We start from the raw sequence: 22,825 nt of genomic DNA, 5'->3' as shown, positions 1-22,825 counted from the left end.
GGGGGGGAAAGTGAGGTGGGGTGCTCTTTTTGTTCCCCCCCCGCTGCATCGTCTTCATCAATCCGCCAGATATTTATCCAGGGTCGCATGCAGATGCCGCACCCGGATTTCCTGATAATTGCCCAGTTGCACTTCACCATTCTTGGAGCATTTCAGCCCATCCTGAACGAAGGGCAGATTCTCCATATCCTGCTGGAACACATCACCCAGGACCCCCAGTTCCTTGGCGTCGGTCCAGGGCTGCTCCGGACCCAGGAAGTTCATTTCCACCGGCGGCGGCTTGGGTGCATCAGCGGGCAGGCGGACCAGGATGCGCACTTCCATCAAGGTCTTGTCCTGATCGGGCCAGGGCCGCCAGCGGTAGACGATATTGGGCATGAACCCGCCCCAGGGGGCGAAGTTGGGGAACACGTTATAGACGAAGGCATCCAGCAGTTCGGCATCGGTCACATGGCTGTGATCGTATCCGCTGTCCGCCTGATATTTCTCGCGGTTGGCTTCGGCCATGGCGCGCCGCGCCGTCATGCCGTCGGGTACATCCACTGACATTTCAGTGCCGCCGGCCCGGCCATTATATTTCAGGAACTCATCCACGATCCATTGCTGGGCCTTTCCGGCGGGATCAAGATGCGGCGACATGACGGCAAAGGGTGTCAGGGCCGCGTTCACATGGTCGCCATAGGTGCTGTACTGGGTGTTGGCGTCGCCGGTGAAGGGCAGGATCTGCGGGTGGGTTTCCACGGTATGCCAGGCTTCCATGAACGCCTCGGCCACCACTTTCCAGTTGGCATTGACCACCTTGCCCACCCAGATCACGGTGGTGCATTCCTCATGCCGCCAGCGTTTGAAGAAGTCGGGCAGGGGGGCCAGATATTCCTCCAGGCTGGGACCCTCTGCGGCCTCGCGGATAAAGATATAGCCCGCCCAGCGCCCGACCTGTGTTTCGGGCAGGGCCAGCTTCTCCTCCTGCAAATGCGGGAAGTCCCAACGGCAGGGGATGTTTTTCAGGCTGCCATCATTGTTCCAGGTAAAACCATGGAAGGGACACTTGAACTCCGCTGCCGACCCGCTTTCCAGCCGCAGCTTGCGCCCGCGATGCAGACAGACATTGTGGAAGGCACGGATGGACCCGTCCGCCTGCCGCGTGACCAGATAGGATCGGCCGGCATTTTCATAAAGGACGAAATCGCCCGGTTCCGGCATATCCTCTTCACGGGCCGCGAACTGCCAGACGCGCGGCCACATTTTCTCCAGCTCGCGCTGGAAGAAATCCGGGCTGGTATAGCGCTCGGCCTTCAGCGGTTCGCTGCCCATATAGCGATAATTTTCACGGCGCAGGAAATCGGGCACGGGGCGCGTGTCCGTATCCATCAGGTCGTTCCACGACGTGCCGGGGCAGCGGGCCTCGCCGGGTTTGGGCTGTGACGAAAGATCATCTGGCACGGCAACCTCCCTGAACCTGTTTGATTTGTTGGACTTTGCGCTTGTTACACGCCGACCAGTCCGGCGGTGGTGCCGCCATCGGCGACCAGTTCAGCCCCGTTGATCAGCGAGGATTCCTCGCTGGCCAGGAAGCTGACCAGGGCCGCTACCTCCGCCACCCTGCCCAGACGGCCCAGGGGGGAGATATTGCCCAGATAGGCCAGCGAGGCATCAGGGTCGGGCGTGTCGGCCACAGCCCGGCGGATGATCGGCGTATCAATGATGCCGGGATGGATGGAGTTGCAGCGGATATTGGTCCTGGTCCGTGCACAATGCACCGCCACCGACTTGGCCAGCAGACGGACGGCGCCTTTGGAGGTGGTGTAGGCGATGTTGGCGGGCAGGCCGACCAGACCGTTGATCGAGGAATTGATGATGATCGACCCACATGATCCGCCGGGATTGGCCTTCATGGCAGCAATCGCATGCTGACAGGTCAGCATGGTGCCGGTGACATTGACGGCCAGGATGCGGTTCCAGGCAGCAAGCCCGATGGTCTCGATACTGCCATCGCCGTTTTCGATCCCGGCATTGGCAAACGCGATGTCCAGCCGGCCGAACCGGTCGGCGATGACCTGCATCAGGGCGGGCCAGGCTTCCTCGTCCGTCACATCATGGGCGTGGAAATAGCCACCGGTTTCCTGGGTGACCGCTTCGGCGGTTTCCGTATTGGAACCGGTGAACACAACCTTGGCTCCATCGGCCGACAGACGACGCACCGCCGCCGCGCCGATGCCGGCGGTGCCGCCGGTGACCAGGGCCACCTTGCCCTCAAGCCTTGCCATTCTCGCCTCCCTGTTCCTGCGCGATCTGTGCCGCGATGCGTTGGCGCAAAATGTCCTTGCGCACCTTGCCCGAAGCCGTGCGGGGCAGGTCGCCCACCAACTCCACCCGTTCGGGGAATTTCTGCCGGGCCAGACCGGCAGCGGCCACGTGTCGGGTGATACTGTCCAGGTCGGGTGCCGCACCCGGCTGCGGCACCACATAGACACAGACGGTCTCGCCCAGCCGCGCATGCGGCATGGATACGGCTGCCACTTCCATCACGGCGGGATGGCGGTGCAGCACATCCTCGATATCCTTGGCCGACAAGTTCTCCCCGCCGCGGATGATCAGATCCTTTTTTCGACCCGTGATGACGATGGCGCCGGCTTGCGTCAGGTGGCCGATATCACCGGTGCGGAAATAGCCATCCCCATCCATGGCCTCCCGCGTCTGCTCAGGATCGGCATAGCCCATGAACAGCGACGGGCCCCGCACCAGGACTTCCCCATCCTGGCACCGGCCTAGTGCCTTGCCGGCCTCATCCACGATGCGGATCTCATAATCGATGACCTTGCCATCCGTGGTGGCCGCCATCTCCAGCTCGTTGGCCCCCATGCAGCCCTGGGTGATCAGCGGGGCCTCGGTACTGCCATAGACGCGGAAAGCGCGACCCTTGGCGAACAGGGCATTGGCGTGGCGGATCAGGCCGGGCGGCACTGCCGCCCCGCCACAGGCGAAGATCTTCAGCGAGGGTAGGCGCGATCCCGCCCGTTCTGCGGCTTCCAGCAATTCCTGCAGGAAGGGTGTGGCCCCGATGGTGATGTTCACCCCATGCCGGTCGATCAGCGCCACCGCCTCGTCCGCGTTCCAGCGTTCCATGAACAGGGTGCGGGTACCATCCGAGAAGGGCAGTTCGACGCCGTTGGAATAGCCGGTGATATGCGTGACGGGCGAGGGCATCAGCATCAGATCACCTGGTTCCAGCCCCCAATAGCCCATATAGATATGGGACACACGGGCGATGGACCGGTGATTATGCATCACGGCCTTGGGCCGGCCCGTGGTGCCGGAGGTGTACATCACCAGCTTCAGGGCATCGGCGGAAACTGTCGGCCAGTTGATGCGCTGGCCCCGACCCGCCTGGATCAGCGCCTCCAGCGTCAGATCGGCACCGGCAGCGCGGACATGCACCACATGGCGCAACGCGGGCAGGGTAGGGCGAAGGCCGGCCAGCATGGCGGTATAGTCGAAGCCGCGATAGGTATCGGGGATGAAGATCAGCCGGCTTTTGCAGTCGGCCAGGATCAACCCCACCTCCGCCCCGCGATAGATGGGAACGATGGGGTTGCAGACCAGACCCAGCAGCCCGGCCGCCATATCCACCAGTACCGCCTCCATCCAGTTAGGCAACTGGAAGCTGATGACATCGCCGGGCCGCAGACCCAGGTCCCAGAGCCCGACCGCCAGCGCCTCGGCATCGCTCAGCAGTGCCGCATAGGTGCCGGGATGCTGATCCTGGTTCAGGAAGGCCACCGTGTCTGGCGCGCGCTCGGCATGGTGCCGGGCCAGCACCGCCAGGGGCTGTGCGGTCCATGTATCCCGCGCCGGGTTCAGGCTCGACACCATCAGGCTTGCCCTCCATCGAAGCCGGCCACGGTCCAGCCGCCCAACCGATCCAGATGCCAGCCGGCCCCCCCGAACAGGGTCTCCAGCAGCATCAGGCGCCGATAGTAATGCCCGATAACATACTCTTCTGTCATGCCGATCCCGCCATGCAACTGTATGGATTGTTCCCCGATCAGGCGGGCGGCGGCGGCACTGCGCGCCTTCGCGGCGGCGGTCAGGATCGGGGTTTCAGGTGCATTGATGCTGGCGGCACCAATGGCGGCCCAGGTGATGGCAGCGGCTTCCTGGGCGGCGAGCGTCATGTCAACCATCCGGTGCTGTAGCACCTGAAAGCCGCCGATGGTCGTGCCGAACTGCACACGGGTTTTCAGATAATCCCGTGTCAAACGGTTTGCCGCCTCCATGGCACCGACAGCCTCGGCACAGACGGCCAGGGCCGCCATCTGGTTCAACCGGTCCAGCAGGGTATCGTCCCCGCCGGGCAGGCGGTCACCGGCCGGCACGGCCACCTTGTCCAGCAACAGGTCGGAGACGGGCCGGTCATCGATACTGCGCGCATGAGCCAGGGTGATGCCAGGGGCATCGGGGGCGACCATGAACAGCGCCGTCCGCCCGGCCAGATCGGCCTTGACGATGATGCGGTCGGCGCTGGCGCCATACAGCACAAAACCGCGTTGCCCTGACAGTTGATACCCACCGCCGGATTCCACGGCAATGACAGGGACCGCTTCCTGTGCTGCGTCATCCTGGGCAAAGGCGAAGATGGCGCGACCTTCGGCGATGGTGGGCAGCCAGAGGGCCTGCTGTTCCGCACTGCCACCAAGGGAAAGCGCACCCGCCGCCTGGATCAGCGTGGGCAGCAGCGGTTCCATCAGCAGGCCGCGTCCGGCGGCCCGCATCAGCACGGCCAGTTCGGCCAGCCCACCGCCGCAACCGCCCTGCTCCTCAGGCATGGCGATGCCCAGCCAACCCAGTTCAGCGTAGGTGGCCCATTCATCGCGGCCAAACCCGTCATCGGATTTCAGAATGGCGTTACGCCGCTCCTGACCATAGGCGTCATCAACGAACCGGTTGATGCTGTCGGCCAGCAGGTTGCGGTCTTCCGGGGTGAATGCCGACATGATGCTCCCTAGAGGCCGAGAACGGCCTTTGCCAGGATGTTGCGTTGAATCTCGTTGGCGCCGCCATAGATGGTCGTGGCGCGGTCATGCAGATGTTCGCGGATCATGCCGGGTGCGCCCGGCACCCCGACCAGCGGGGCCTGCCAGCCGGGCTCCAGAGCTTCCGTCTGATAGACCAGCCCTTTCACGGCCAGCGCATCGACCATGGCGCCGGTGATGCCCTGGATCAGCTCCGATCCCATGATCTTCAGGGCGGATACTTCCAGCCCCGGCGTGGACCCGGCCTCTGCGGCGGCCAGATATTCGTTGCACACGGCCTCCAGCGCCAGCAGCCGGGCGCGCAGCTCGCCCAGCCGGCGGCACCAGTGCGGATCGTCCGTCAGGGGGCGGCCGCCATCGCGGATATTGGCCATTGTCTGGCGTAGCTGATTGAGCAGGCGGGTGGATTTGCCTACCTCCGCCCCCAGCAGACGTTCATTGTTCAGCAGGAACTTGGCATAGGTCCAGCCGCGCCCTTCCTCCCCCACCAGTTGGTCCACCGGTACCCGGACATCGTCCAGGAACACCTCGTTCAGGTGGTGGCACTTATCGATGCTGATGATGGGCCGAACAGTGACGCCCGGACTGTTCATATCGATCAGGAGGAAGGAGATGCCGTTCTGCGGCTTGCCATCGCTGCTGGTACGGACCAGGGCGAACATCATGTCGGCCCATTGCGCCATGGTGGTCCAGGTCTTCTGGCCGCTGATGACATAATGGTCGCCGTCGCGCACGGCGCGGGTCTTGATATTGGCCAGATCCGATCCAGCACCGGGTTCGGAATAGCCCTGGCACCACCAAGTATCGGTGCTGCGGATGCCGGGCAGGAACCGGTCCTTCTGCACCTGGCTGCCGAATGTGTAGATGACGGGCCCGGCATAGCAGACGCCGAATGGCGTCAGCCAGGGCGCGCCGGCCTTGCTGGTTTCATCATCGAAGATGGCGCGTTGCAACGGCGTCCAGTCCTGCCCGCCATATTGGCGCGGCCAGTGACCGACAATCCAGCCCCTGTCGAACAGGATTTTCTGCCAACGCACATAGTCGGACTTGTCCAGATGCTGGCCGGCCAGCACCTTGTCGTGGATATCGCGGGGCAGATTCTTTTCGCAGAATTGCCGCACGTCCGCCCGGAATGCCTGGATGGCCGGGTCGCGCATGAGGTCGATCCCCAACATGGCCTTCCTCCAGTTTTTGATATGATTGGTGAGTCATAAATCAGAATAGATCGATGTTGGGGCTTCGTCAACGGCCTGACGCGGGCTGCTGATGATTTTTACATTGACTGATGAATCAATGATCAACCATCATCGAACCAGCAACCCGTTGTTCCATGCCGCTTTCGCGTAGGGTGCGATCATGTCCGCTGAAATCTCTGCTGAAAATCTGACCTTCCATGATCTGGCCTCCGTCGATGACCTGCCGTTGGGCCAGATGCGATTGTTCACCGTGGCGGGGGAGGAGGTTCTGCTGTGCAGTGCGGCGGGCGGGCTGTTTGCGATGCGCAACCGGTGCCCGCATGCAGAATCCCCGCTGCATGAGGGGCGGTTGCGTCAGAACAGCATCTCCTGTCCCCTGCACGGCGCCCGCTTCGATCTGGTGACCGGCCGTGCGCTGGGCGGCACCGGCTACCGGCCGCTCACCTGTTTTCCGGTCAGGGTGGAGAATGGGCGGATCCAGGTGGGAATGATGAAGGGGTAGGGGCCCTAGAACGCAGCCCCCGCCCCCCAACGGCCCGTCGCCCAGCGGATGCCCCGGCGCAGCAACTCATAGAAGACCGGGCTTTGCCAGGAACAGCGCTCATTATGGGGGTACTCCTCCATCAATGGGCGCAGGTCATGTTTGCCCCGGCAATGGCCCAGCACCAGATACAGCACCTGTCCCGGCCCATGGTCGCGCAGGTAGAGGACGGGATGGTCAGCCTCCGGCCAATCCTCCTGCACGAAGGGCGCGCAATTGCCGCCCCAGCGCGTGTGCAGCAGGGTGCGGTTGCCGGGGCTGACGGTACCCAGATACAGCTCATCCTCCACCCAAAAGTTCTTCAGACCCTGGGTCAGGGGATGGGTGCTGTCCGTCAAAAGCACTTCATAGCGGCAGATGGGCGGATGAGCCCGGAACTGGCTGCCCAGCATGTCCGACAGATCATGATCCAGGTCGGGGCAGTCGATGCGCCCATCATCCAGGAACTGGATGATGGAATTGGTGCCATGCAGGGCAAACCATTTGCCGCCCTTGGCCAGGAAGCGGCGCAGGCCCGCCTGCTGCTCCGCCGTGGGCGTCACATCGCAGGTATAGGTGACCAGCACATCCGCCGCCTCGATCTCCCCCATGCGGCTGTAATCGGGCCCGACCTCCACGCGGATATCCTCATGCTCGGCCAGCAGCTTCAATAGCTCCAGCCGCGCGAAATTGATGTCATGGTATTTGCCGCCGGCCACCAGATAGACGTCGATCCTGCTGGACATGTCGGTTCCCCCACCGGTCGTTACAACTGCACGCGCTTGGTATAGCCGCCATCAACCACCAGGTTGACGCCGGTGACCCAGCTGGCGGCCGGGCTGGACAGGAAGGCGACGCAGGCCGCCACTTCCTCCGGGGTGCCCAGGCGCCCGGACGGCTGGGCCGCGACGGTGGCGGCATAGAGGTCGGGCAGGGAAGTGCGAAAACCGTCCCAGGCACCGCCGGGAAATTCCGTCGGGCCGGGGGACACAACATTGATCCGAATTCCGAGTGGCAGCAGCGTCTGCGACAGCTGCTTGGCATGAATGATCAAGGCGCCTTTCAGCGCATTATAGGCCATAGGCGCCATGAAGGTTTCCACCGCCGCCGTGGTGCCGGTGATGGTGATCGCCCCCTGGCCCGATGCCTCCAGCGCCGGCAGGGCAGCATCAATGGCGCGCAGCGTGCCCAATACATCGACCTGGAAAGCATCGTGCCAGCTTTGCTCTCCATTCATACTGCCCCCGACGGAGACATTGGGCACCAGGATATCGATGCCGCCCAGGGCCTGGCCCATGCGGGTGACCCAGTCCTTCACCGAGTTGGCATCGGCGGCGTCCATGGCGGCACCCACCACCTTCACGCCCAGGCCCGACAGGTCGGCGATGGCGGCCTCAACCTCGTCCGCCTTGCGGGCTCCGATGGCGATGGCACAGCCTTCCTGCGCCAAAGCCTCCGCAATGCGCCGCCCGATGCCGCGTGTGGAACCGGTGATCAGCGCCTTGCGCCCCGTCAGCCGAAGGTCCATTGAAACTCCTCCCGTCCTGTGCGTGATGCCAGATATTGATTATTGCGGGTCAGGGTAGCGGCCCCTGCGCGATTGACAAGCACCCGCCTCGCCGCCATTATCGTGACTGATGAATCAAAAGTCAACTCATCGACATCTCCCATGTCGTTGACCATTCCCGAAAATGGCAAAGGAACGGAGGAACCATCATGGCGATGGAGGGCAGGCCGCTTGCCGACAATGTCTTCACCTGGCCCAGCGACAACCCCGCCCTGATCGGGGGGGTGGATATCAAGGGGCACATCCGTTTCCCCTTCATGGGCCGTCCGGGCGAACAGCCCATGGAACTGGCGCGTGAAGGAACGCTGTGGAGCTGGACCGTGCAGCGCTTCCTGCCCAAACACCCCCCCTATCTGGGACGGGAAACCAAGGCGGAGTTCCAGCCCTTCGCGCTCGGCTATGTGGAACTGCCGGGGCAGGTGCGGGTGGAAACAAGGCTGGTCGATTGCGCGCCGGAGGATTTGCGCATCGGCATGCCCATGCGCCTGACCATCCGGCCGCTGTTCCGCGATGAACAGGGCGGGGATCTGCTGATGTACGCATTCCAGCCGGTTGCTTGAGAAGAAGACAGGGGAGGGTCTGGCCATGTCGGATGTGGCGATTGTCGGGATCGGTATCCATCCCTTCGGGCGGACGCCGGACCGTACAGGTCTGGAACAAGGGGCCTTTGCGGTGCGCCAGGCGCTGGTCGATGCCGGCGTCAACTGGAGCGATGTTCAGTTCGCCTATGGCGGCAGCCAGGATGCCGGCAATGCCGACACGATGGTGGAGGAACTGGGCCTGTCCGGCCTGCAATTCATCAATGTTGCCAATGGCTGTGCCACGGGTGGGTCCGCCCTGATCTCCGCCTATGGCGCCATCCGGTCGGGCCAGTATGATCTGGGTCTGGTGGTGGGGTTCGACAAGCATGAACAGGGGTCGTTCCGGGTGCGGCCCGCCGATTGGGGCCTGCCGCAATGGTACGGGGAGGTGGGGTTTGCCCTGACCACCCAGTTCTTCGCCATGAAAATCCAGCGCTACATGGCGCTGCACGGCATTACCGATGATGCCCTGATCCGGGTGTCGGAAAAGGCCTTCGCCAATGGTGCCCTGAACCCCCATGCCTGGCGCCGCCGGGCACTGTCTTATGAGGAGATTGCGCAATCGGCCATGATCAGCGATCCGCTGCGCCAATATATGTTCTGCTCCCCCGGTGAGGGGGCGGTGGCATTGATCCTGGCCAGCCCGCAGAAGGCCGCGCAAATGACGCGCCATCCCGTCTGGCTGAAGGGCGCTGCCATGCGCACACGCGGTGCCGGATCGTTTGAGGTGTTCAGCCCCAGCCTGTCGGTGGAGGATGGCGAAGGGGCCACCCCCATCGCCGCCCGGGCCGCCTTTGCCATGGCGGGTATCGGCCCCGACGATATCGATATCGCCCAGCTTCAGGACACCGAAAGCGGGGCGGAAATCATGCATATGGCGGAGAACGGCTTCTGCCAGGATGGGGAGCAGGAGAAATGGCTGCGTGACGGGCTGACCCGGCTGGATGGCAAGCTGCCCGTCAATACCGATGGCGGCTGTCTGGCCAATGGGGAGCCCATCGGCGCCTCAGGCCTGCGCCAGGTCTATGAGACGGTGTTGCAATTACGGGGCGATGCTGGCGCGCGGCAGGTGCCGAAGAAGCTCCGTACCGGCTACACCCATGTCTATGGCGCGCCCGGTGTATCTGCCGTGACGATCCTGACGCGATAAGGCGAAAGTCTTCCGTCTTCCCTGTTGTAAGGCGGGGAAGACGGAAGAGGGGGCAGGGCAAGTCACCTGCATATTTGCCATTCGCCCTGATTTAGCGTTGCCAAAGCGCATAGACAGCGTCGGAAGGCGCGCGGGCGCCGCGGTGCTGCATCAGCGCGAAAACGCCCTGGTCCCAGGATACGCTGCGTGGCGGGCTGGCGTTCCAATCCATCAGATAGTGACGGTGGCTGAATTTCCAGAAGCCGCCCCGGCGCTCATACCGGTCCAGATAGCGGCCATAAAGGATGCTGTCCGTGTCAGTCCCGGATGCGGCGGCCAGGGTCAGGCTGTAAATCTCGCCCACGGCCTGATCCCCCCGCACGTCAAACCATTCGTTGCCAGCCATATGGAAGGACCGGGCCAGCCCGCCCGTCGCGCCCACCGCCAAGCCGCAAAACTCCGCCGCCGGCCCGATGAAATAGCCGAAATCGACGGTGGCATCGGGATGCCAGAGGCTGCGCAACAGCGCCTCATCCGCGCGATCGACCGCCCGGTTATAGGCCATGTTCAGTTCATGCAGTGCCTGCTTGGCCAACAGGCTTTCCAGATCACTCATGCTGTTGTCCTTTCAGCTCAACAGGCCCAGCGGCTGTTCCAGATGCTGGCGCAATGCTGCCAGGAAACGGGCGCCCACGGCCCCGTCGATGGCGCGGTGGTCGCAGGACAGGGTGACGGACATCACCGACGCAAAGCGCAGGCCGCCGTCTGGCCCTTCCTGCGCCTCACGCCGGGTGGTGCCGACGGCCAGGATGGCGGCCTGCGGCGGGGCGATGATGGCCTGGAAATGCCGGATGCCGAACATGCCCAGGTTGGAGATGGCAAAGGTGCCGTCGGCCAGGTCCTGCTGCGTCAGGCGGCGGTCACGGGCGCGGGCCGCCAGCGACGCCGCTTCCGCCGCGATGGCGCGCAGCGGCTTGGCCCCGGCATCGCGCAGCACGGGCGTGACCAGCCCGCCATCGATGGCCACCGCAATGGCGATGTTGGCCTGGGCGAAGCGGCGCATGCCGGCATCGGTGAACTGCACATTCACATCTGGCACCTCACCCAGCGCTAGGGCGCAGCCGCGCACGATGAAGTCGTTAACGGAGATTTTCGGCCCCGCTATGGCGTTCAATTGACCGCGCAGAGCCAGCAGATCATCCATCAGGATATCCGCCGTCAGATAGAAATGTGGCACGTCGCGCTTGGCCGCCGTCAGGGCAGTCGCGATGGTGCGACGCATGGCGGAGTGGGGCACCAGTTCGCCGCTGCTGGCTCCCAGGATATTGTCCGCCACGGGGGCGGCCAATGCGTTGCGCACATCCTCCTTGGTGGCGTGGCCCTTGGGGCCGGTGGGGATGACCGCGGACAGCGACACGCCCAGATCGGCCGCCAGCTTTCGCGCGGCGGGTCCGGCGGGTGGCGTGCCGCCGGGCGTGGGAGCGGGGGCGGCCAAGCCGTTGGCGGCGGCAAACCGCTCCACATCCTGCACATTCACCCGGCCATGGCGACCCGTGCCGCTCAGACGCTTCAGATCGATGCCCAGCCGGTTGGCCAGACGGATGGCGTGGGAGGTGGCATGCACCGACCGGTTGTCGAGGGCCGCCGGCATTGCGGGGGCGGGGGCTGTCGCCGGATGGGCGGCGATATAGGCTTCCACATCCTCCTGATTGATACGGCCGTTGCGACCAGTACCGGTAACGTGCGACAGGTCGACGCCATGCCGGTTGGCAATGCGGCGGGCGATTGGGGTGGCCGACACCGTCTCGTTGCGCCGCTCAATCTCCGCATCGGCTGCCACGGGTGGCAACGGGTCGGCACTGACCATTACCGATGCCGGTGCTTCCAGCGCTGCCGCCTCAGGGGCCGGGGCATCGCCGCGCAGGAAACGGTCGATCTCCGCATCCGGCACCCCGGCATCGGCGACGATGGCGATCAGGGCACCGACAGGCAGCGTCTGCCCCACCGGGGCCACCAGCCGCCGGATCACCCCTTCCAGATCGGATTCCAGGGTGTTGACGATCTTGGCGGTTTCGATATCGACGATTTCCATGCCACGGGAAAGGGTCTGTCCCTCTGCCACATGCCAGTTGGAAATCGTCCCTTCCGACATTTCCAGGCCCCATTTGGGCATGATGATCGGGGTGATGGCGTTCATCGCGTCGTTACCCCTTTGTCAATTGCTGCCAAGCACTTTGCGGATGCCGGCTTCGATCTTCTCCGGCGAGGGCAGATAGGCGGCTTCCAGTTCCCGCGCGAAGGGCACCGGTGTGTGCGGGGCCGTCACCTGGATGATCGGGGCCTTCAGATGGTGGAAGGCCTTTTCCGCCACCATGGCGGCGATATCGGCGGCAACGGAACAGCGCGGCGGGCTTTCATCCACTACCACCAGCCGGCCTGTCGCCCGCACGCTTTCCAAGATGGTTTCCTCATCCAGCGGACTGGTGGTGCGCGGGTCGATCAGGTCGCAACTGATCCCCTCCGCCGCCAGCCGGTCCACCACGCCGATGGCCAGCGGCACCATGCGGGCCAGGGCCACGACGGTGACATGCTCGCCTTCGCGCACCATCGCCGCTTCGCCAAACGGGATGGTGTAATCCCCGTCCGGCACCTCGCATTCGTCCATATAGAGCGACTTATGCTCGAAGAAGATGACCGGATCATCATCGCGGATGGCGGTCAGCAGCAGGCCCTTGGCGTCATAGGCGTTGGACGGCACCACCACCTTCAGCCCCGGAATGCCGGTCAGGATCGGATAGATGGTCTGCGAATGCTGGGCCGCCGCGTTCATGCCACCGCCGCAGGTCATGCGGATGACCAGCGGGGTACGAGCCTTGCCGCCGAACATATAGCGGAACTTGGCCGCCTGGTTCAGCAACTGGTCCAGACAGACGCCGACAAAGTCGGCGAACATGATCTCCGCCACCGGACGCAGGCCGGTCAGGGCGGCCCCATTAGCGGCCCCGACGATGCAGCTTTCGGAAATCGGCGTGTCGATCACCCGGTCTTCGCCAAACCGGGGCAGCAGCCCCTTCGTCAGGCCGAACACGCCGCCAGCGGCTTCCCGCTCGCCGGAAGTGCCGCCGGCCCCGCCGGACACATCCTCCCCCAGCACGATGACGCGGGGGTCGCGTTCCATTTCAAGATGCAGGGCGTCATTGATCGCCTGGCGCATGGAAATCTTGGGCATGGGTCAGGCTCCCGCTCAATAGCTGATATAGACATCGGTCAGGACATCGGCTTCGGTGGGGGCCGGGGCTGCCACCGCCTCGCGCACGGCGCGGTCGATCAGGTCGCGCACCTCGGCTTCCACCTGATCCAGATCGCTGCCCGGCAGCAGATTGGCCTCCGTCACGCGCTGGCGGAAGATTTTCAGGCTGTCATTTTCCGCCCGCAGCCGCGCCACCTCATCCTTGGCGCGGTACAATTGCGGGTCGCCCTCGAAATGGCCGAAGAAGCGGGTGCATTCGGCATAGATGGCGCAGGGGCCGCCGCCATTGCGCGACAGTTCCGTCGCTTGCCGCATCGCCTCATAGACGGAGAAGAAATCAAAGCCATCGGCCTTGAACACCGGCATGCCGAAGCCTTCGGTGCGGCGGACCATATCCTTGCTGCCGACGGCATAGCTGAAGCCCGTATGCTCGCTATAGCCGTTATTCTCCAGCACGAAGATTTTCGGCACCTTCAGCACCACAGCCATATTCATGGCCTCGAACACCGTGCCCTGGTTGCTGGCGCCGTCGCCACTGAACGACACGGCAACACCACCCGTCTTCAGCACCTTGGCCGTGATGGCTGCCCCCACCGCGATGGGCGGGCCGCCCCCGACAATGCCATTGGCCCCCAGCATGCCCTTGTCCAGGTCGGCAATATGCATGGAACCGCCCTTGCCCTTGCACAGCCCGTCCCGTCGGCCATAGATTTCCTTCATCATGCCGATGACGTCACAGCCCTTGGCGATGCAATGACCGTGACCGCGATGGGTGCTGATGATCTTGTCCTTTTCGGTCAGATGTTCACACACCCCGACGGCTACGGCTTCCTGCCCGGCATAAAGGTGGGTGAAGCCGGCGATGCCGCCGCGCTGGATATCGACATGGATCCGTTCCTCAAACTCCCGGATCGTCACCATCTGGCGGTAGGCCCGCAGCATCTGCTCGCGGCTGATCTGCATGGAAATCTCCCTGTGCTGTCGGGTGGTCACATCCGGGCTGCAGCGGTTGGCCCTGGCGTCGTGCGCCATGGCGGTTCCGGGTCTCGAAGCAGCCGTGGGGCAGGGCCCCATCCTCCCGACATTGATTTTTGATTCATTAGTCAATATAGCGTCGGGTTGCCGGTCCGTCAACGGCCGTTCCGCTGGATCTGGGGAAATTGAAGGGGCTGAATGCGCGGATTGCGGCGGGCGCCGGAATGTGACAAAATGACTATAGAGTCATCAATCAATCTTCTGCCTTTCCCGTCCCTTTGCACCAAACAGGGTGATCCCGTGCCGCCCAGGAAGCCGAAAGCCGCCGCCGCCGATGACCGGACGGAGGGCGACGCCCCGCCCACCCGCCGTCGCCGATCGGAGGCGCAGCAACAGAAGAACGAGGAGACGCGCACCCGTCTGCTGAATGCGGCGGCTCGCGTCATCGGCAAATACGGTTACGCCGGTTGTTCTATTGCGCGCGTCGCCGCACGGGCCAAGGTGGCGCACGGCACCTTCTATCTGCATTTCAAATCGCAACAGGATCTGTTCGATCAGCTGTTGCCGTCCTTGGGGGCGGAGATGCTGGAGGTGATCGGCAAGGCCGTGCGCGACAGCAAAAGCCTGATCGAACTGGAGCAGCGGGGATTGATCGCCAATTTCGATTATCTGGTCCAGCATCCCTATCTGCACCGCGTGACGTCAGAGGCGGAACTTTACGCCCCCCTCGCCTATCGCCAATATTTTGAAGAACTGGCCAAGCCCTATAAGAAGTCGCTGCGCCGCTCGATGGCGGCACAGAGCCAGCCGGCCTTCAGCGAAGAGCAGTTGGACGCCGTCATCTCCATGCTGCTGGGCGCGCGTTACTATCTGCTGACCCGCTTCTGCGTTCAGGGCAACAGTCTGAAACCGCTGACGCCGGAACTGACACAAACCTATCTGCGGTTTGTCGCCGAAGGGCTTGGCGTGAAGCAGGAATTTGCAGAAGCGGCGAAAGCGGCACCAACGGGTGATGTCGTCCCGCTGGCGCCGCGCCGCAAGCGCACGGTGGCAGGGCAGGGGGGCGATTAACCCCCCGTCGCCCGCGCAATTGATGCCGCCATCTCCTCCTTTGTCGGGTTGCGGCGCAAGGTCAGGCCGCCATTCACCTGCAAATTCTCCCCCGTCATGAAGCATTCGTCCGATGCCAGCCAGACGGCGGCAGCGGCGATATCGTCGGACGTGCCGATGCGGCCCAGCGGATATTCCGGCAGGAAAGCCTCCGTCAGGCCGGGGATGGCCATATGGCCCGCTGTCATTGGCGTGGCGGTCAGGCCGGGGGAGATGGAATTGGCGCGGATGCCACGTTGCCCGAATTCATGGGCCACGACGCGGATGATATGATCGGTCCCGGCCTTGGCGCCCATATAGGCGGCATGGTCGTTCAGCATGATGGTGGCGGTGGCGGAACTGATCTGGATGATCGATCCGCCCCGCTCCATGGCACCGATCACCGCCTGATAGAACATGAACGGCCCCTTGAACTGCAGCGCGCTCATCTGGTCGAATTCTTCCTCGGTGGTTTCCAGGAAGGGTTTCAGCAGGCCCCAGCCGGTGGCGTTCAGGGCGATATCGACATGGCCCAGCTTTTCCTTGGCGAAATCGGTCAGCGCGAAGACCTGCGCACGGTCGGTAATGTCGCAGGTCGCAGCATGGCCGCCGATCTCATCGGCCAGCCGTTGCAACTCATCCCGCCTTCGCCCCGCCACCACCACTGTCGCCCCCTCCGCGGCGAAGCGGCGGGCGATCACCTGGCCCATATTGTCCCGGTTGGCAGCACCGACAACAATGGCGCCCTTGCCCTCAAGACGTCCCATGATGCCTCTCCTCAGACCCAATAACGGACAGAGAAGGTGCGGGATTTGAAGGCCCAGCGCCCGTCGATCTTCACCAGGATATCGTCATACTGGCCATGGGTGCGCCGCGCCACGCCCTCGGCATCGGTATAGGATTCGGCCGTATACATGCGGGCCGTGGCCTGATCGCCCGCTACCACGATGGAGCCGGGCAGCACCAGGAACACGATGTCGGGATAATGCTTCATCGCGGCCACCCAGGCATCGACAATGGTCTGCTTGCCCGACAGTTTCTCCATGCCAGGCACATGCGGCAGGCACCAGAAACTATCGTCTGCCCAGGTGGAGGCCCAGTCGTCGGCATTGTGCTGATTGACAGCGTCTGCGTAGGTTTCGTTCAACTCACGAATGGCAAGGCGGTCTTCCACCGGTCCCGTGAACGGCATCTCTTCCTCCCGATTGGTGATGGATCACAGGGTCGGTTCACCCGACCGTCATGGTATCATTGCTGATTAATGATCCAGCAGTCAGAATGTGTGATGGGCGGATGCTTGTCAAGCATTGCACCCCACGAAATCGGGGCGTTGCTTGGCCAGGAACGCGCGCAGGCCCTCCGCGAACTCCGCACTGTCGGCGCGGGCCGCGAACTGGTCCTTTTCGGCCAGAAGCTGGGCCATGAAGCCGGCGGTCAAGGGTCCGCGCAGCAGGGCCTTGGCGGCGGCATGCGCACCCAGCGGACCGGCGGCCAAACGTTGTGACAAACCGTCCACCGTGGCGGACAGGGCGTCGGCCGCCACCACCTGATTGACGATCCCCAGCGACAGGGCGTCGGCGGCGCTGAACCGGTCGCCCAGCATCACCAATTCGCTGGCCCGCTTCAGCCCGCACAGATGGGGCAGGATCATGGTGGCGCCGCCGTCCGGCGTGGCCCCCAGATGGCAATAGGCCAGCGAAAAGCCGGCATTCTCCGCCGCGATGGAGAAATCGCAGGCCGCCGCCAGCCCGATGCCGAAGCCGGCGACGGGCCCGTTGATGGCGGCGATGACGGGCTTGGGCATGCGCCAGATGCGCTGGACCGCGCCATGGGCATGGTCGATCAGGCGGTTGAAATAGTGCCGGCGTTCGGCGGCGGTTCCGTCCAGGGTCTGGGCGAATTCCCGCACATCGCCGCCTGCCATGAAGGCGCGACCCGCACCGGTCAGGATGATGGCCCTTACCCCGGTATCCGCCTCCAGTCCGGCCAGGGCCCGGTCCAGCGCGCGGGCCAGCGCCATGTCCAGGGCGTTCAGCGCATCGGGGCGGTTGAAGGTGACATGTGCCACCAACCCGCGCCGTTCGACGCCGACTATTTCTACTGCCGACATTCTCTGCCCCCCTGACGGTCCGTTGACGCCAAACGATGCTTGACGATGCTGTTGGTCATATTAATTATGATCAATGAATCATAAGTCAATAAAGGAAGCGCCATGACCCTGATCCAGGTGACCGACCGCGACGGGACCCAACACAGCATTGACGCCCCAGACGGGGACAGTCTGATGGTCGCGCTGCGCGATGCCGGCCTGTCGGTGGAGGGCATTTGCGGGGGCAACATGGCCTGTGGTACCTGCCACATCCATGTCCAGAAACCGATCCCCGGACAATTGCCGCCGGTCAGTGCCGATGAGGCGGCATTGCTGGCCGACCTGCCCGATGTTCTGCCGCAATCCAGGCTGGCCTGCCAGATCCCGGTGGGGCCGGGGCTGAACGGACTGTCCATTGTGGTTGCCCCGGATGATTGAGCGGGCACCATGGCCGCCCCTGGTTGAACCATCGCCCCTTCCGTTGCTATCATCACAGGCAGATCAGCAGGGGCCGGTATTCGTCCGGTGGCGATTAAGGGGCAGGGAGTGTCAGCGGTGGGGGCAAGCGCACAGGGCCGGAAACGGAAGCCGTCTGCCGAAAAGGTGGAAAAGAACGAAGCCATGCGCCTGACCCTGATCGAGGCGGCGGCGAAGGTCGTGGGGCGTTACGGCTATTCCGGCTGTTCAATCGCGCGGGTCACCGCCAAGGCCAAGGTGGCGCACGGCACCTTTTATCTGCATTTCAAGTCGCAGCAGGAACTGTTCGACCTGCTGCTGCCCACGTTGGGCGCCCGCATGCTGGACAAGATCAGCGATGCGGTGCGCAACGCCACCTCCCTGCTGGAGGTGGAACGGCGGGGGCTGGAGGCGAATTTCGCCTATCTGGTGGCGAACCCTTATATGTACCGGCTGATGATGGAGGCGGAGCTGTTCGCCCCTACCGCTTTTCGGGCGCATATCGACATGCTGGTCGAACGCTATGTCCGATCACTGCGCCGAAGCCTGAAGGATCAGGAGCCGCCGCTCTACAGCGATACTGAGCTGGAACAGGTGGCCAGCATGCTGATGGGTGCCCGCTCCTATCTGCTGATGCGGTTCTGCGCCCAGGATGGCAAGATCCGGCCCCTGTCGCCGGAGATGCTGGATACGTATCTGTGCTTTGTCGCCAACGGCCTGAAGGCCGGCCCCCTGCCCTCCGCGCTGGCGGTGCCGGAGGCGTCACCCGCCTGTGAACCGGCCCCTAAGCCCGCCCCCCGCCGCCGTGCCAAGGCGACGGCGGAGGTGTGAACCGGGGCGTCACCGCCGCCCCTCGATATAATCATTGATCATCTCGTGGAACCGGCGCACCCGCGCCTCCTGTCCGGTCAGATAGGCATCCTTGAACCCGCGGGAGCGCAGGCCCAGTTGCTGTCCCACGGCAATCGACAGGTCCTGATCGGCCACGAAGCCCAGGGTCTGGTCGCCATGCTTGAACATCTCATGCTCAGCCTCGGCCAGGGGGCGGGGGCTGACGGGGGTCATGGCCTCTGTCTGTCCCGGCACGGCGGGGACCATGAACCAATGGTCGAAGATGCATTTCTCCGGATCGGTCGGATGCGGCTGCGGCCGCAGCAACTGGAACCCATCCGCACTCATGGTCAGAGAGATATTGGGGAACAGGGTATAGTGGTGATAATCGGTCAGTTGATCATCATCCAACAAGTCATAATGGGCAAAGCCGCGTTCCTTGCCCAAACGGCGCTTCTGTTCCTGCAGGGCAGCACGGGCATCACGGGCATGGCCATGGAAGCTGGCCGGGTCCAGATCCCAGGCGCGCAGAATATCGTCCAGCGGCTGCGCCACATCCGTGACGCTCTGTGCGCGAAGTGACGGCATTCCGCCCTTCATCCGCATCCGGTTATGGCCAGACGGATAGAGGTCGAACAGCGTGTCCTGGTAGGCATCCTCGATAAAGGTCGCCAGTTCGGGATGCAGCGTCGGCAGATGATAGCTCTCGTTGAAATTATCGTGGATGATCTTCCAGTTGCAGTTCACTTCCGCCGTCAGGTACAGGACGCGGACCTGGCGATCCATGCTGTATTTATCGAACTGCGGTGCCACAGGGTCCAGGAACTGACGCAGCGGCGGGGCGTCAGGGTCCATGTTGAACCAGACGAAGCCGCCCCAGACCTCGCATTGGATGGCCGATAGACGCACCTTGCCGCAGGGGTTTCCCTGCGGAAAGTCATCCGGATCCTGGACGCGACAGGTGGTGCCGGTCCGGTCGAACTGCCAGGAATGATACGAACAGGTGAAAATCTTGGCATGGCCCAGATCGCCATGCACCAGCCGGTTACCCCGGTGCGGACAGACATTGTAGAAGGCGGCGACGGACCCATCCTCCTGCCGCACCATCAGGATGCTTTCACGGCCGATCTCGTGGGTGATGTAATCGCCCGGCTCCGGCAGGTCCGCCGCCCAGCCCCCGATATGCCAGACACGGGTCCACATCCGCTCCCATTCCAGCGCCATGAAATCCCGGCTGGTATAGCGGCTGCCGGTGATCGGGTCGCCGCGCAGCGTCATTGGGGGCGGGGAGGGTTCGACGGCGGAACGGGGCAGTTGGCTGTTGATCACGGACATGGGTTGCATCCTCCGCTGTTCAATCGGCGGCCTGTCGCCGCTTATTTTATGATTGATGAGTCATTATTCATTGTATGGCCGTGCGAGCCCGCCGTCAACGGGCGGCAAGAGCAATCAGCCCAGGGCTTTCGGATTGTTGATCGACAGCCGGGCACAGATGATCGTGAGCAGAGCCTTACGCAGCGCCGCCTCCCGGTCGGGCGCATCGAAATCACCAGCAGCGATGGCGGCGCACAGGGTGGGCGCGTCATCCTGGCCGGTCAGGCCTGTGACGGCGGCCGCAATGTCGGCCCGCGCGGCATCGGCCCGCAGGTCGCGCAGGGCGATAGACAGGGCATTGGCCACCATCAGCCCGGTATAGCGGGCCTGGTCGGGCAGATGCGGCAACAGGTCGGACCGAAGGCTGTTCAGCGCGGTTTCCAGCAGGTTTTCGGCATCGGGCAATTCGGGGATCATGCGCCACCTTCCATCCGGTCGATCTGGCGCAGCATGTCATGCGTGATCTCCGGCAGCATGCGCCCGGTCAGTGCCAGTTCTAGAGAGGGTTCGGCCCCTGACACATGCCGCATGGCTTGTTGCACCGCGATTGCGGCCCAGCGCAGATGGGCCATCACTTCCCACCAGCCCACGGCCCGATGGTCGATGGGACGGCCCGATGCCTGTTCATAGCCGGCGTAGAAATCGGCCCGGTCACCGATACCGCCGGCTTCCTGCTCCTGCCGGCCGAAGCGCCAGCAGGCGGCACAGAACCAGCCAATATCCTCCATCGCGTCGGACCAGCCGGCAAACTCCCAGTCGATGATGGCCGTCAGCCGCCCCCCATCGACCATATAGTTGCCGGTGCGGTAATCGCGGTGCGACAGGACCAGATCCCCCGTCACCGGCCACCGCCGGTCAAGCCAGCGCAGCCCATAGGCCAGCACCGGGTCACTCCCCGCCACATCCCCCAGCCATTTCCGATAAGCGGTCAAACAATCATCGATGATGCCAAGCCGAGGCAGGGGCAGGAAATCCAGCCCCGGCGCACCGGGACGGATGGCATGCAGCCGCCCCAATTGCCGGCCCAGATCCTGCGCCAGGGCGGGGGAGGGTGGGGATTTCACCAGCCGGTGACCCGCCGCCACGCCCGTGGCCCGGCGCATGATGTAAAAGGGCGTGCCCAGCAAATCGCCGCTGCCTTCCACGAATAGCGGTTCTGGTGCCGTCACCCCCGCCGCAAAGGCGGCGCGCAGCACGGCGGCCTCCTGCGCCTTGGACAGGCTGGCCGACACGCCGCTGGGTGATCCGGACCGGAAGACCACCGCATGGCAGCCGGCCAATGGCCCGCCCTCGATCATCAGGTCCATGGCCAGATTGACGGAAATCGCCCCACCCGACAGGCGACGCACGCCATCCAGCGTGACGGCCGCCGCCCCCGCCTGTGTTGTCAGCCAGACCGACAGGGCCGACACGTGCGCCAGGGATAGGGGGCCCGTCACGCCCACCCCCAGAACCCGTCCCCTTCCTGCAGGTAGGATCGGCTCAGCACCATCTTGTGAACCTCCGACGCGCCATCGACCAGCCGCGACTGGCGGGCATAGCGGTAGATCCATTCCAGAACAGTGTCGCAGGAATAGCCGCGGGCGCCGCAAAGCTGGATGGCGGTATCGACGGCGCGCGACAGGGTATCGGCCACCTGCACCTTGGCCATGGACACTTCCTTGCGGGCGAAATGACCCCGGTCCAGCTCGGCAGCGGCCCGCATGGTCAGCAGGCGGGAAATTTCGATCTGCATGGCCGTTTCGCCCAGCATCCACTGCACCCCCTCATGCTCGGCCAGTGGCATCCCAAAGCTGTGGCGTTCCTTCACATAGTCGCCGGCAATCTCCATGCAGCGCTTGGCCAGACCGGTCCAGCGCATGCAATGGGTCAGGCGCGCAGGGCCCAGGCGGATCTGCGTGGCCTTCAGCCCGTCGCCGACATTCATCAGCACATTTTCGTCGGCCACTTCCAGCCCGTCGAATATCAGTTCGCAATGCCCGCCATGTTCCTCCGGCCCCATGATGGGAATGCGGCGTTCGATGCGCCAACCGGGCTGATCCCGGTCGAACAGAAAGGCCGTCAACCCCTTGCGCGGATCGTCGGAGGTGCGGGCCATCAGGATGAAATGCTGGGCGACGCCGGCCCCGGTAATGAACCATTTATGGCCATGGATGACCCAGCGCCCGTCCTTGCGTTCCGCTCGGGTGCGCATCATCGACGGATCGGACCCGCCGCCCGGATGCGGCTCGGTCATGGCGAAGGCCGACCGTACCGTGCCTTCCACAATCGGGTCCAGCCAGCGGCGCTTCTGCGCCTCGGTCCCCACCTGGTTCAGCAGCCGCATATTGCCATCGTCGGGGGCGGCGGCATTGAAACAGACCGGGCCGAAGATCGACCGGTTCATTTCCTCATAGCAGGCAGCAATGCCGATGAAGGGCAGGCCCTGGCCGCCAGCGTCGCGCGGAAGCTGCAAGGTCCACAGGCCCGCCGCCTTGGCCTTGGCGCGCAGAGCCTCCAGCGGGCCTTCCGCGATATTGTCATGCTCATCCCAATTGGTGCGGTCCGCCTCCACCGGCAGGATTTCGGCGTCGACAAAATCCCGGATGCGGCGGCGATAATCCTCCAGCGCGGGCGGCAGCACAAAATCCATGACCCAGCCTTTCAAAAGCGAGCGAGCGCTCGCTCTATATCCCGTTTCAACTTCGCGGGCAATGGCTGTTCATGCTATGCGAGGGGGACGAGGTGGGGGGAGG

24 protein-coding genes are annotated in these 22,825 nt (G+C 63.9%); 6 read left to right on the top strand and 18 right to left on the bottom strand.

What is annotated here, in order from left to right; genetic code table 11:
• Nucleotides 1-57: 57 nt before the first annotated feature.
• Genes AC1Q7F_RS04230 through AC1Q7F_RS04210 form a run of 5 tightly spaced genes read right to left on the bottom strand, consistent with a single transcriptional unit; the run spans nt 58 to nt 6,208 of the window.
• A complete protein-coding gene (locus tag AC1Q7F_RS04230; RefSeq protein ID WP_492504131.1) occupies nt 58-1,443 on the bottom strand; it encodes an aromatic ring-hydroxylating oxygenase subunit alpha in 1,386 nt (461 codons plus the stop codon).
• A gap of 44 nt (nt 1,444-1,487) precedes the next feature.
• Nucleotides 1,488-2,267 carry an SDR family oxidoreductase gene (locus AC1Q7F_RS04225; protein WP_492504129.1) on the bottom strand — a complete coding sequence of 260 codons (780 nt, stop codon included), beginning with the start codon at nt 2,265-2,267 and terminating at the stop codon, nt 1,488-1,490.
• Nucleotides 2,254-3,873, bottom strand: a complete 1,620-nt coding sequence (locus AC1Q7F_RS04220; RefSeq protein ID WP_492504127.1) for an AMP-binding protein — start codon at nt 3,871-3,873, stop codon at nt 2,254-2,256. The genes AC1Q7F_RS04225 and AC1Q7F_RS04220 overlap by 14 nt, the downstream gene beginning before the upstream one ends.
• On the bottom strand, nt 3,873-4,994 hold the full coding sequence (locus tag AC1Q7F_RS04215; RefSeq protein WP_492504125.1) for an acyl-CoA dehydrogenase family protein: 1,122 nt from the start codon (nt 4,992-4,994) through the stop codon (nt 3,873-3,875). Before AC1Q7F_RS04215 ends, AC1Q7F_RS04220 begins: the two co-directional genes overlap by 1 nt.
• Nucleotides 4,995-5,002: 8 nt before the next feature.
• A complete protein-coding gene (locus AC1Q7F_RS04210; RefSeq protein ID WP_492504123.1) occupies nt 5,003-6,208 on the bottom strand; it encodes an acyl-CoA dehydrogenase family protein in 1,206 nt (401 codons plus the stop codon).
• Nucleotides 6,209-6,389: 181 nt separating this feature from the next.
• Between AC1Q7F_RS04210 and AC1Q7F_RS04205 the strand changes: the two genes are divergently transcribed.
• Nucleotides 6,390-6,731, top strand: coding sequence for a Rieske (2Fe-2S) protein (locus AC1Q7F_RS04205; protein ID WP_492504121.1), 342 nt, complete (start codon nt 6,390-6,392; stop codon nt 6,729-6,731).
• A 5-nt stretch (nt 6,732-6,736) separates the two neighbouring features.
• Here AC1Q7F_RS04205 and AC1Q7F_RS04200 read toward each other — a convergent pair whose 3' ends face one another.
• Together AC1Q7F_RS04200 and AC1Q7F_RS04195 are read right to left on the bottom strand one after the other, a co-directional pair.
• Nucleotides 6,737-7,495, bottom strand: coding sequence for a ThuA domain-containing protein (locus AC1Q7F_RS04200; RefSeq protein ID WP_492504119.1), 759 nt, complete (start codon nt 7,493-7,495; stop codon nt 6,737-6,739).
• A gap of 20 nt (nt 7,496-7,515) precedes the next feature.
• Entirely contained in the window at nt 7,516-8,277 is a 762-nt protein-coding gene (locus tag AC1Q7F_RS04195; protein ID WP_492504117.1) for an SDR family NAD(P)-dependent oxidoreductase, read from the bottom strand.
• 188 nt (nt 8,278-8,465) lie between these two features.
• On the opposite strand from AC1Q7F_RS04195, the gene AC1Q7F_RS04190 reads away from it, so the two are divergent.
• Both AC1Q7F_RS04190 and AC1Q7F_RS04185 read left to right on the top strand, forming a co-directional pair.
• Nucleotides 8,466-8,876: a Zn-ribbon domain-containing OB-fold protein gene (locus tag AC1Q7F_RS04190; RefSeq protein WP_492504115.1), complete on the top strand. Its 411-nt coding sequence runs from the start codon at nt 8,466-8,468 to the stop codon at nt 8,874-8,876.
• Nucleotides 8,877-8,901: 25 nt separating this feature from the next.
• Nucleotides 8,902-10,047, top strand: a complete 1,146-nt coding sequence (locus AC1Q7F_RS04185; RefSeq protein WP_492504113.1) for a thiolase family protein — start codon at nt 8,902-8,904, stop codon at nt 10,045-10,047.
• A gap of 91 nt (nt 10,048-10,138) precedes the next feature.
• Here AC1Q7F_RS04185 and AC1Q7F_RS04180 read toward each other — a convergent pair whose 3' ends face one another.
• The 4 genes from AC1Q7F_RS04180 to AC1Q7F_RS04165 are packed head-to-tail and all read right to left on the bottom strand — an operon-like array spanning nt 10,139 to nt 14,239.
• Nucleotides 10,139-10,642 (bottom strand): nuclear transport factor 2 family protein, encoded by a 504-nt coding sequence (locus AC1Q7F_RS04180; protein ID WP_492504111.1) that lies wholly within the window; start codon nt 10,640-10,642, stop codon nt 10,139-10,141.
• A gap of 12 nt (nt 10,643-10,654) precedes the next feature.
• Nucleotides 10,655-12,223 carry a dihydrolipoamide acetyltransferase family protein gene (locus AC1Q7F_RS04175; protein WP_492504109.1) on the bottom strand — a complete coding sequence of 523 codons (1,569 nt, stop codon included), beginning with the start codon at nt 12,221-12,223 and terminating at the stop codon, nt 10,655-10,657.
• A gap of 18 nt (nt 12,224-12,241) precedes the next feature.
• Complete coding sequence (locus AC1Q7F_RS04170) at nt 12,242-13,255, bottom strand: alpha-ketoacid dehydrogenase subunit beta (protein WP_492504107.1); 1,014 nt, start codon at nt 13,253-13,255, stop codon at nt 12,242-12,244.
• A gap of 15 nt (nt 13,256-13,270) precedes the next feature.
• Nucleotides 13,271-14,239, bottom strand: coding sequence for a thiamine pyrophosphate-dependent dehydrogenase E1 component subunit alpha (locus tag AC1Q7F_RS04165; RefSeq protein WP_492504105.1), 969 nt, complete (start codon nt 14,237-14,239; stop codon nt 13,271-13,273).
• A 312-nt stretch (nt 14,240-14,551) separates the two neighbouring features.
• Between AC1Q7F_RS04165 and AC1Q7F_RS04160 the strand changes: the two genes are divergently transcribed.
• Entirely contained in the window at nt 14,552-15,322 is a 771-nt protein-coding gene (locus AC1Q7F_RS04160; protein ID WP_492504103.1) for a TetR/AcrR family transcriptional regulator, read from the top strand.
• On the opposite strand, the gene AC1Q7F_RS04155 is transcribed toward AC1Q7F_RS04160, so the two are convergent.
• The 3 genes from AC1Q7F_RS04155 to AC1Q7F_RS04145 form a co-directional block, all read right to left on the bottom strand.
• Nucleotides 15,319-16,107, bottom strand: coding sequence for an SDR family oxidoreductase (locus AC1Q7F_RS04155; RefSeq protein ID WP_492504101.1), 789 nt, complete (start codon nt 16,105-16,107; stop codon nt 15,319-15,321). The genes AC1Q7F_RS04160 and AC1Q7F_RS04155 overlap by 4 nt on opposite strands.
• Nucleotides 16,108-16,118: 11 nt before the next feature.
• Complete coding sequence (locus tag AC1Q7F_RS04150) at nt 16,119-16,532, bottom strand: nuclear transport factor 2 family protein (RefSeq protein WP_492504099.1); 414 nt, start codon at nt 16,530-16,532, stop codon at nt 16,119-16,121.
• A 108-nt stretch (nt 16,533-16,640) separates the two neighbouring features.
• Complete coding sequence (locus AC1Q7F_RS04145) at nt 16,641-17,450, bottom strand: enoyl-CoA hydratase/isomerase family protein (protein WP_492504097.1); 810 nt, start codon at nt 17,448-17,450, stop codon at nt 16,641-16,643.
• Between the two features lie 102 nt (nt 17,451-17,552).
• On the opposite strand from AC1Q7F_RS04145, the gene AC1Q7F_RS04140 reads away from it, so the two are divergent.
• Both AC1Q7F_RS04140 and AC1Q7F_RS04135 read left to right on the top strand, forming a co-directional pair.
• Nucleotides 17,553-17,867 carry a 2Fe-2S iron-sulfur cluster-binding protein gene (locus AC1Q7F_RS04140; RefSeq protein WP_492504095.1) on the top strand — a complete coding sequence of 105 codons (315 nt, stop codon included), beginning with the start codon at nt 17,553-17,555 and terminating at the stop codon, nt 17,865-17,867.
• A 183-nt stretch (nt 17,868-18,050) separates the two neighbouring features.
• The gene (locus AC1Q7F_RS04135; protein WP_492504093.1) at nt 18,051-18,716 is read left to right on the top strand and encodes a TetR/AcrR family transcriptional regulator; all 666 of its coding nucleotides are present in this window, start codon (nt 18,051-18,053) and stop codon (nt 18,714-18,716) included.
• A gap of 9 nt (nt 18,717-18,725) precedes the next feature.
• Here the strand turns inward: AC1Q7F_RS04135 and AC1Q7F_RS04130 are convergent, their stop codons facing one another.
• The 4 genes from AC1Q7F_RS04130 to AC1Q7F_RS04115 form a co-directional block, all read right to left on the bottom strand.
• The gene (locus tag AC1Q7F_RS04130; protein ID WP_492504091.1) at nt 18,726-20,051 is read right to left on the bottom strand and encodes an aromatic ring-hydroxylating oxygenase subunit alpha; all 1,326 of its coding nucleotides are present in this window, start codon (nt 20,049-20,051) and stop codon (nt 18,726-18,728) included.
• A gap of 114 nt (nt 20,052-20,165) precedes the next feature.
• Nucleotides 20,166-20,507 (bottom strand): DUF6285 domain-containing protein, encoded by a 342-nt coding sequence (locus tag AC1Q7F_RS04125; RefSeq protein ID WP_492504089.1) that lies wholly within the window; start codon nt 20,505-20,507, stop codon nt 20,166-20,168.
• The gene (locus AC1Q7F_RS04120) at nt 20,504-21,529 is read right to left on the bottom strand and encodes a phosphotransferase family protein (RefSeq protein WP_492504087.1); all 1,026 of its coding nucleotides are present in this window, start codon (nt 21,527-21,529) and stop codon (nt 20,504-20,506) included. Before AC1Q7F_RS04120 ends, AC1Q7F_RS04125 begins: the two co-directional genes overlap by 4 nt.
• Entirely contained in the window at nt 21,526-22,722 is a 1,197-nt protein-coding gene (locus AC1Q7F_RS04115) for an acyl-CoA dehydrogenase family protein (RefSeq protein WP_492504085.1), read from the bottom strand. The genes AC1Q7F_RS04120 and AC1Q7F_RS04115 overlap by 4 nt, the downstream gene beginning before the upstream one ends.
• Nucleotides 22,723-22,825 lie beyond the last annotated feature (103 nt).

The sequence above is a fragment of the Niveispirillum sp. GW835-FHT14G11 genome, from assembly GCF_058793615.1.
This window is presented reverse-complemented; position numbering and strand designations above follow the sequence as displayed.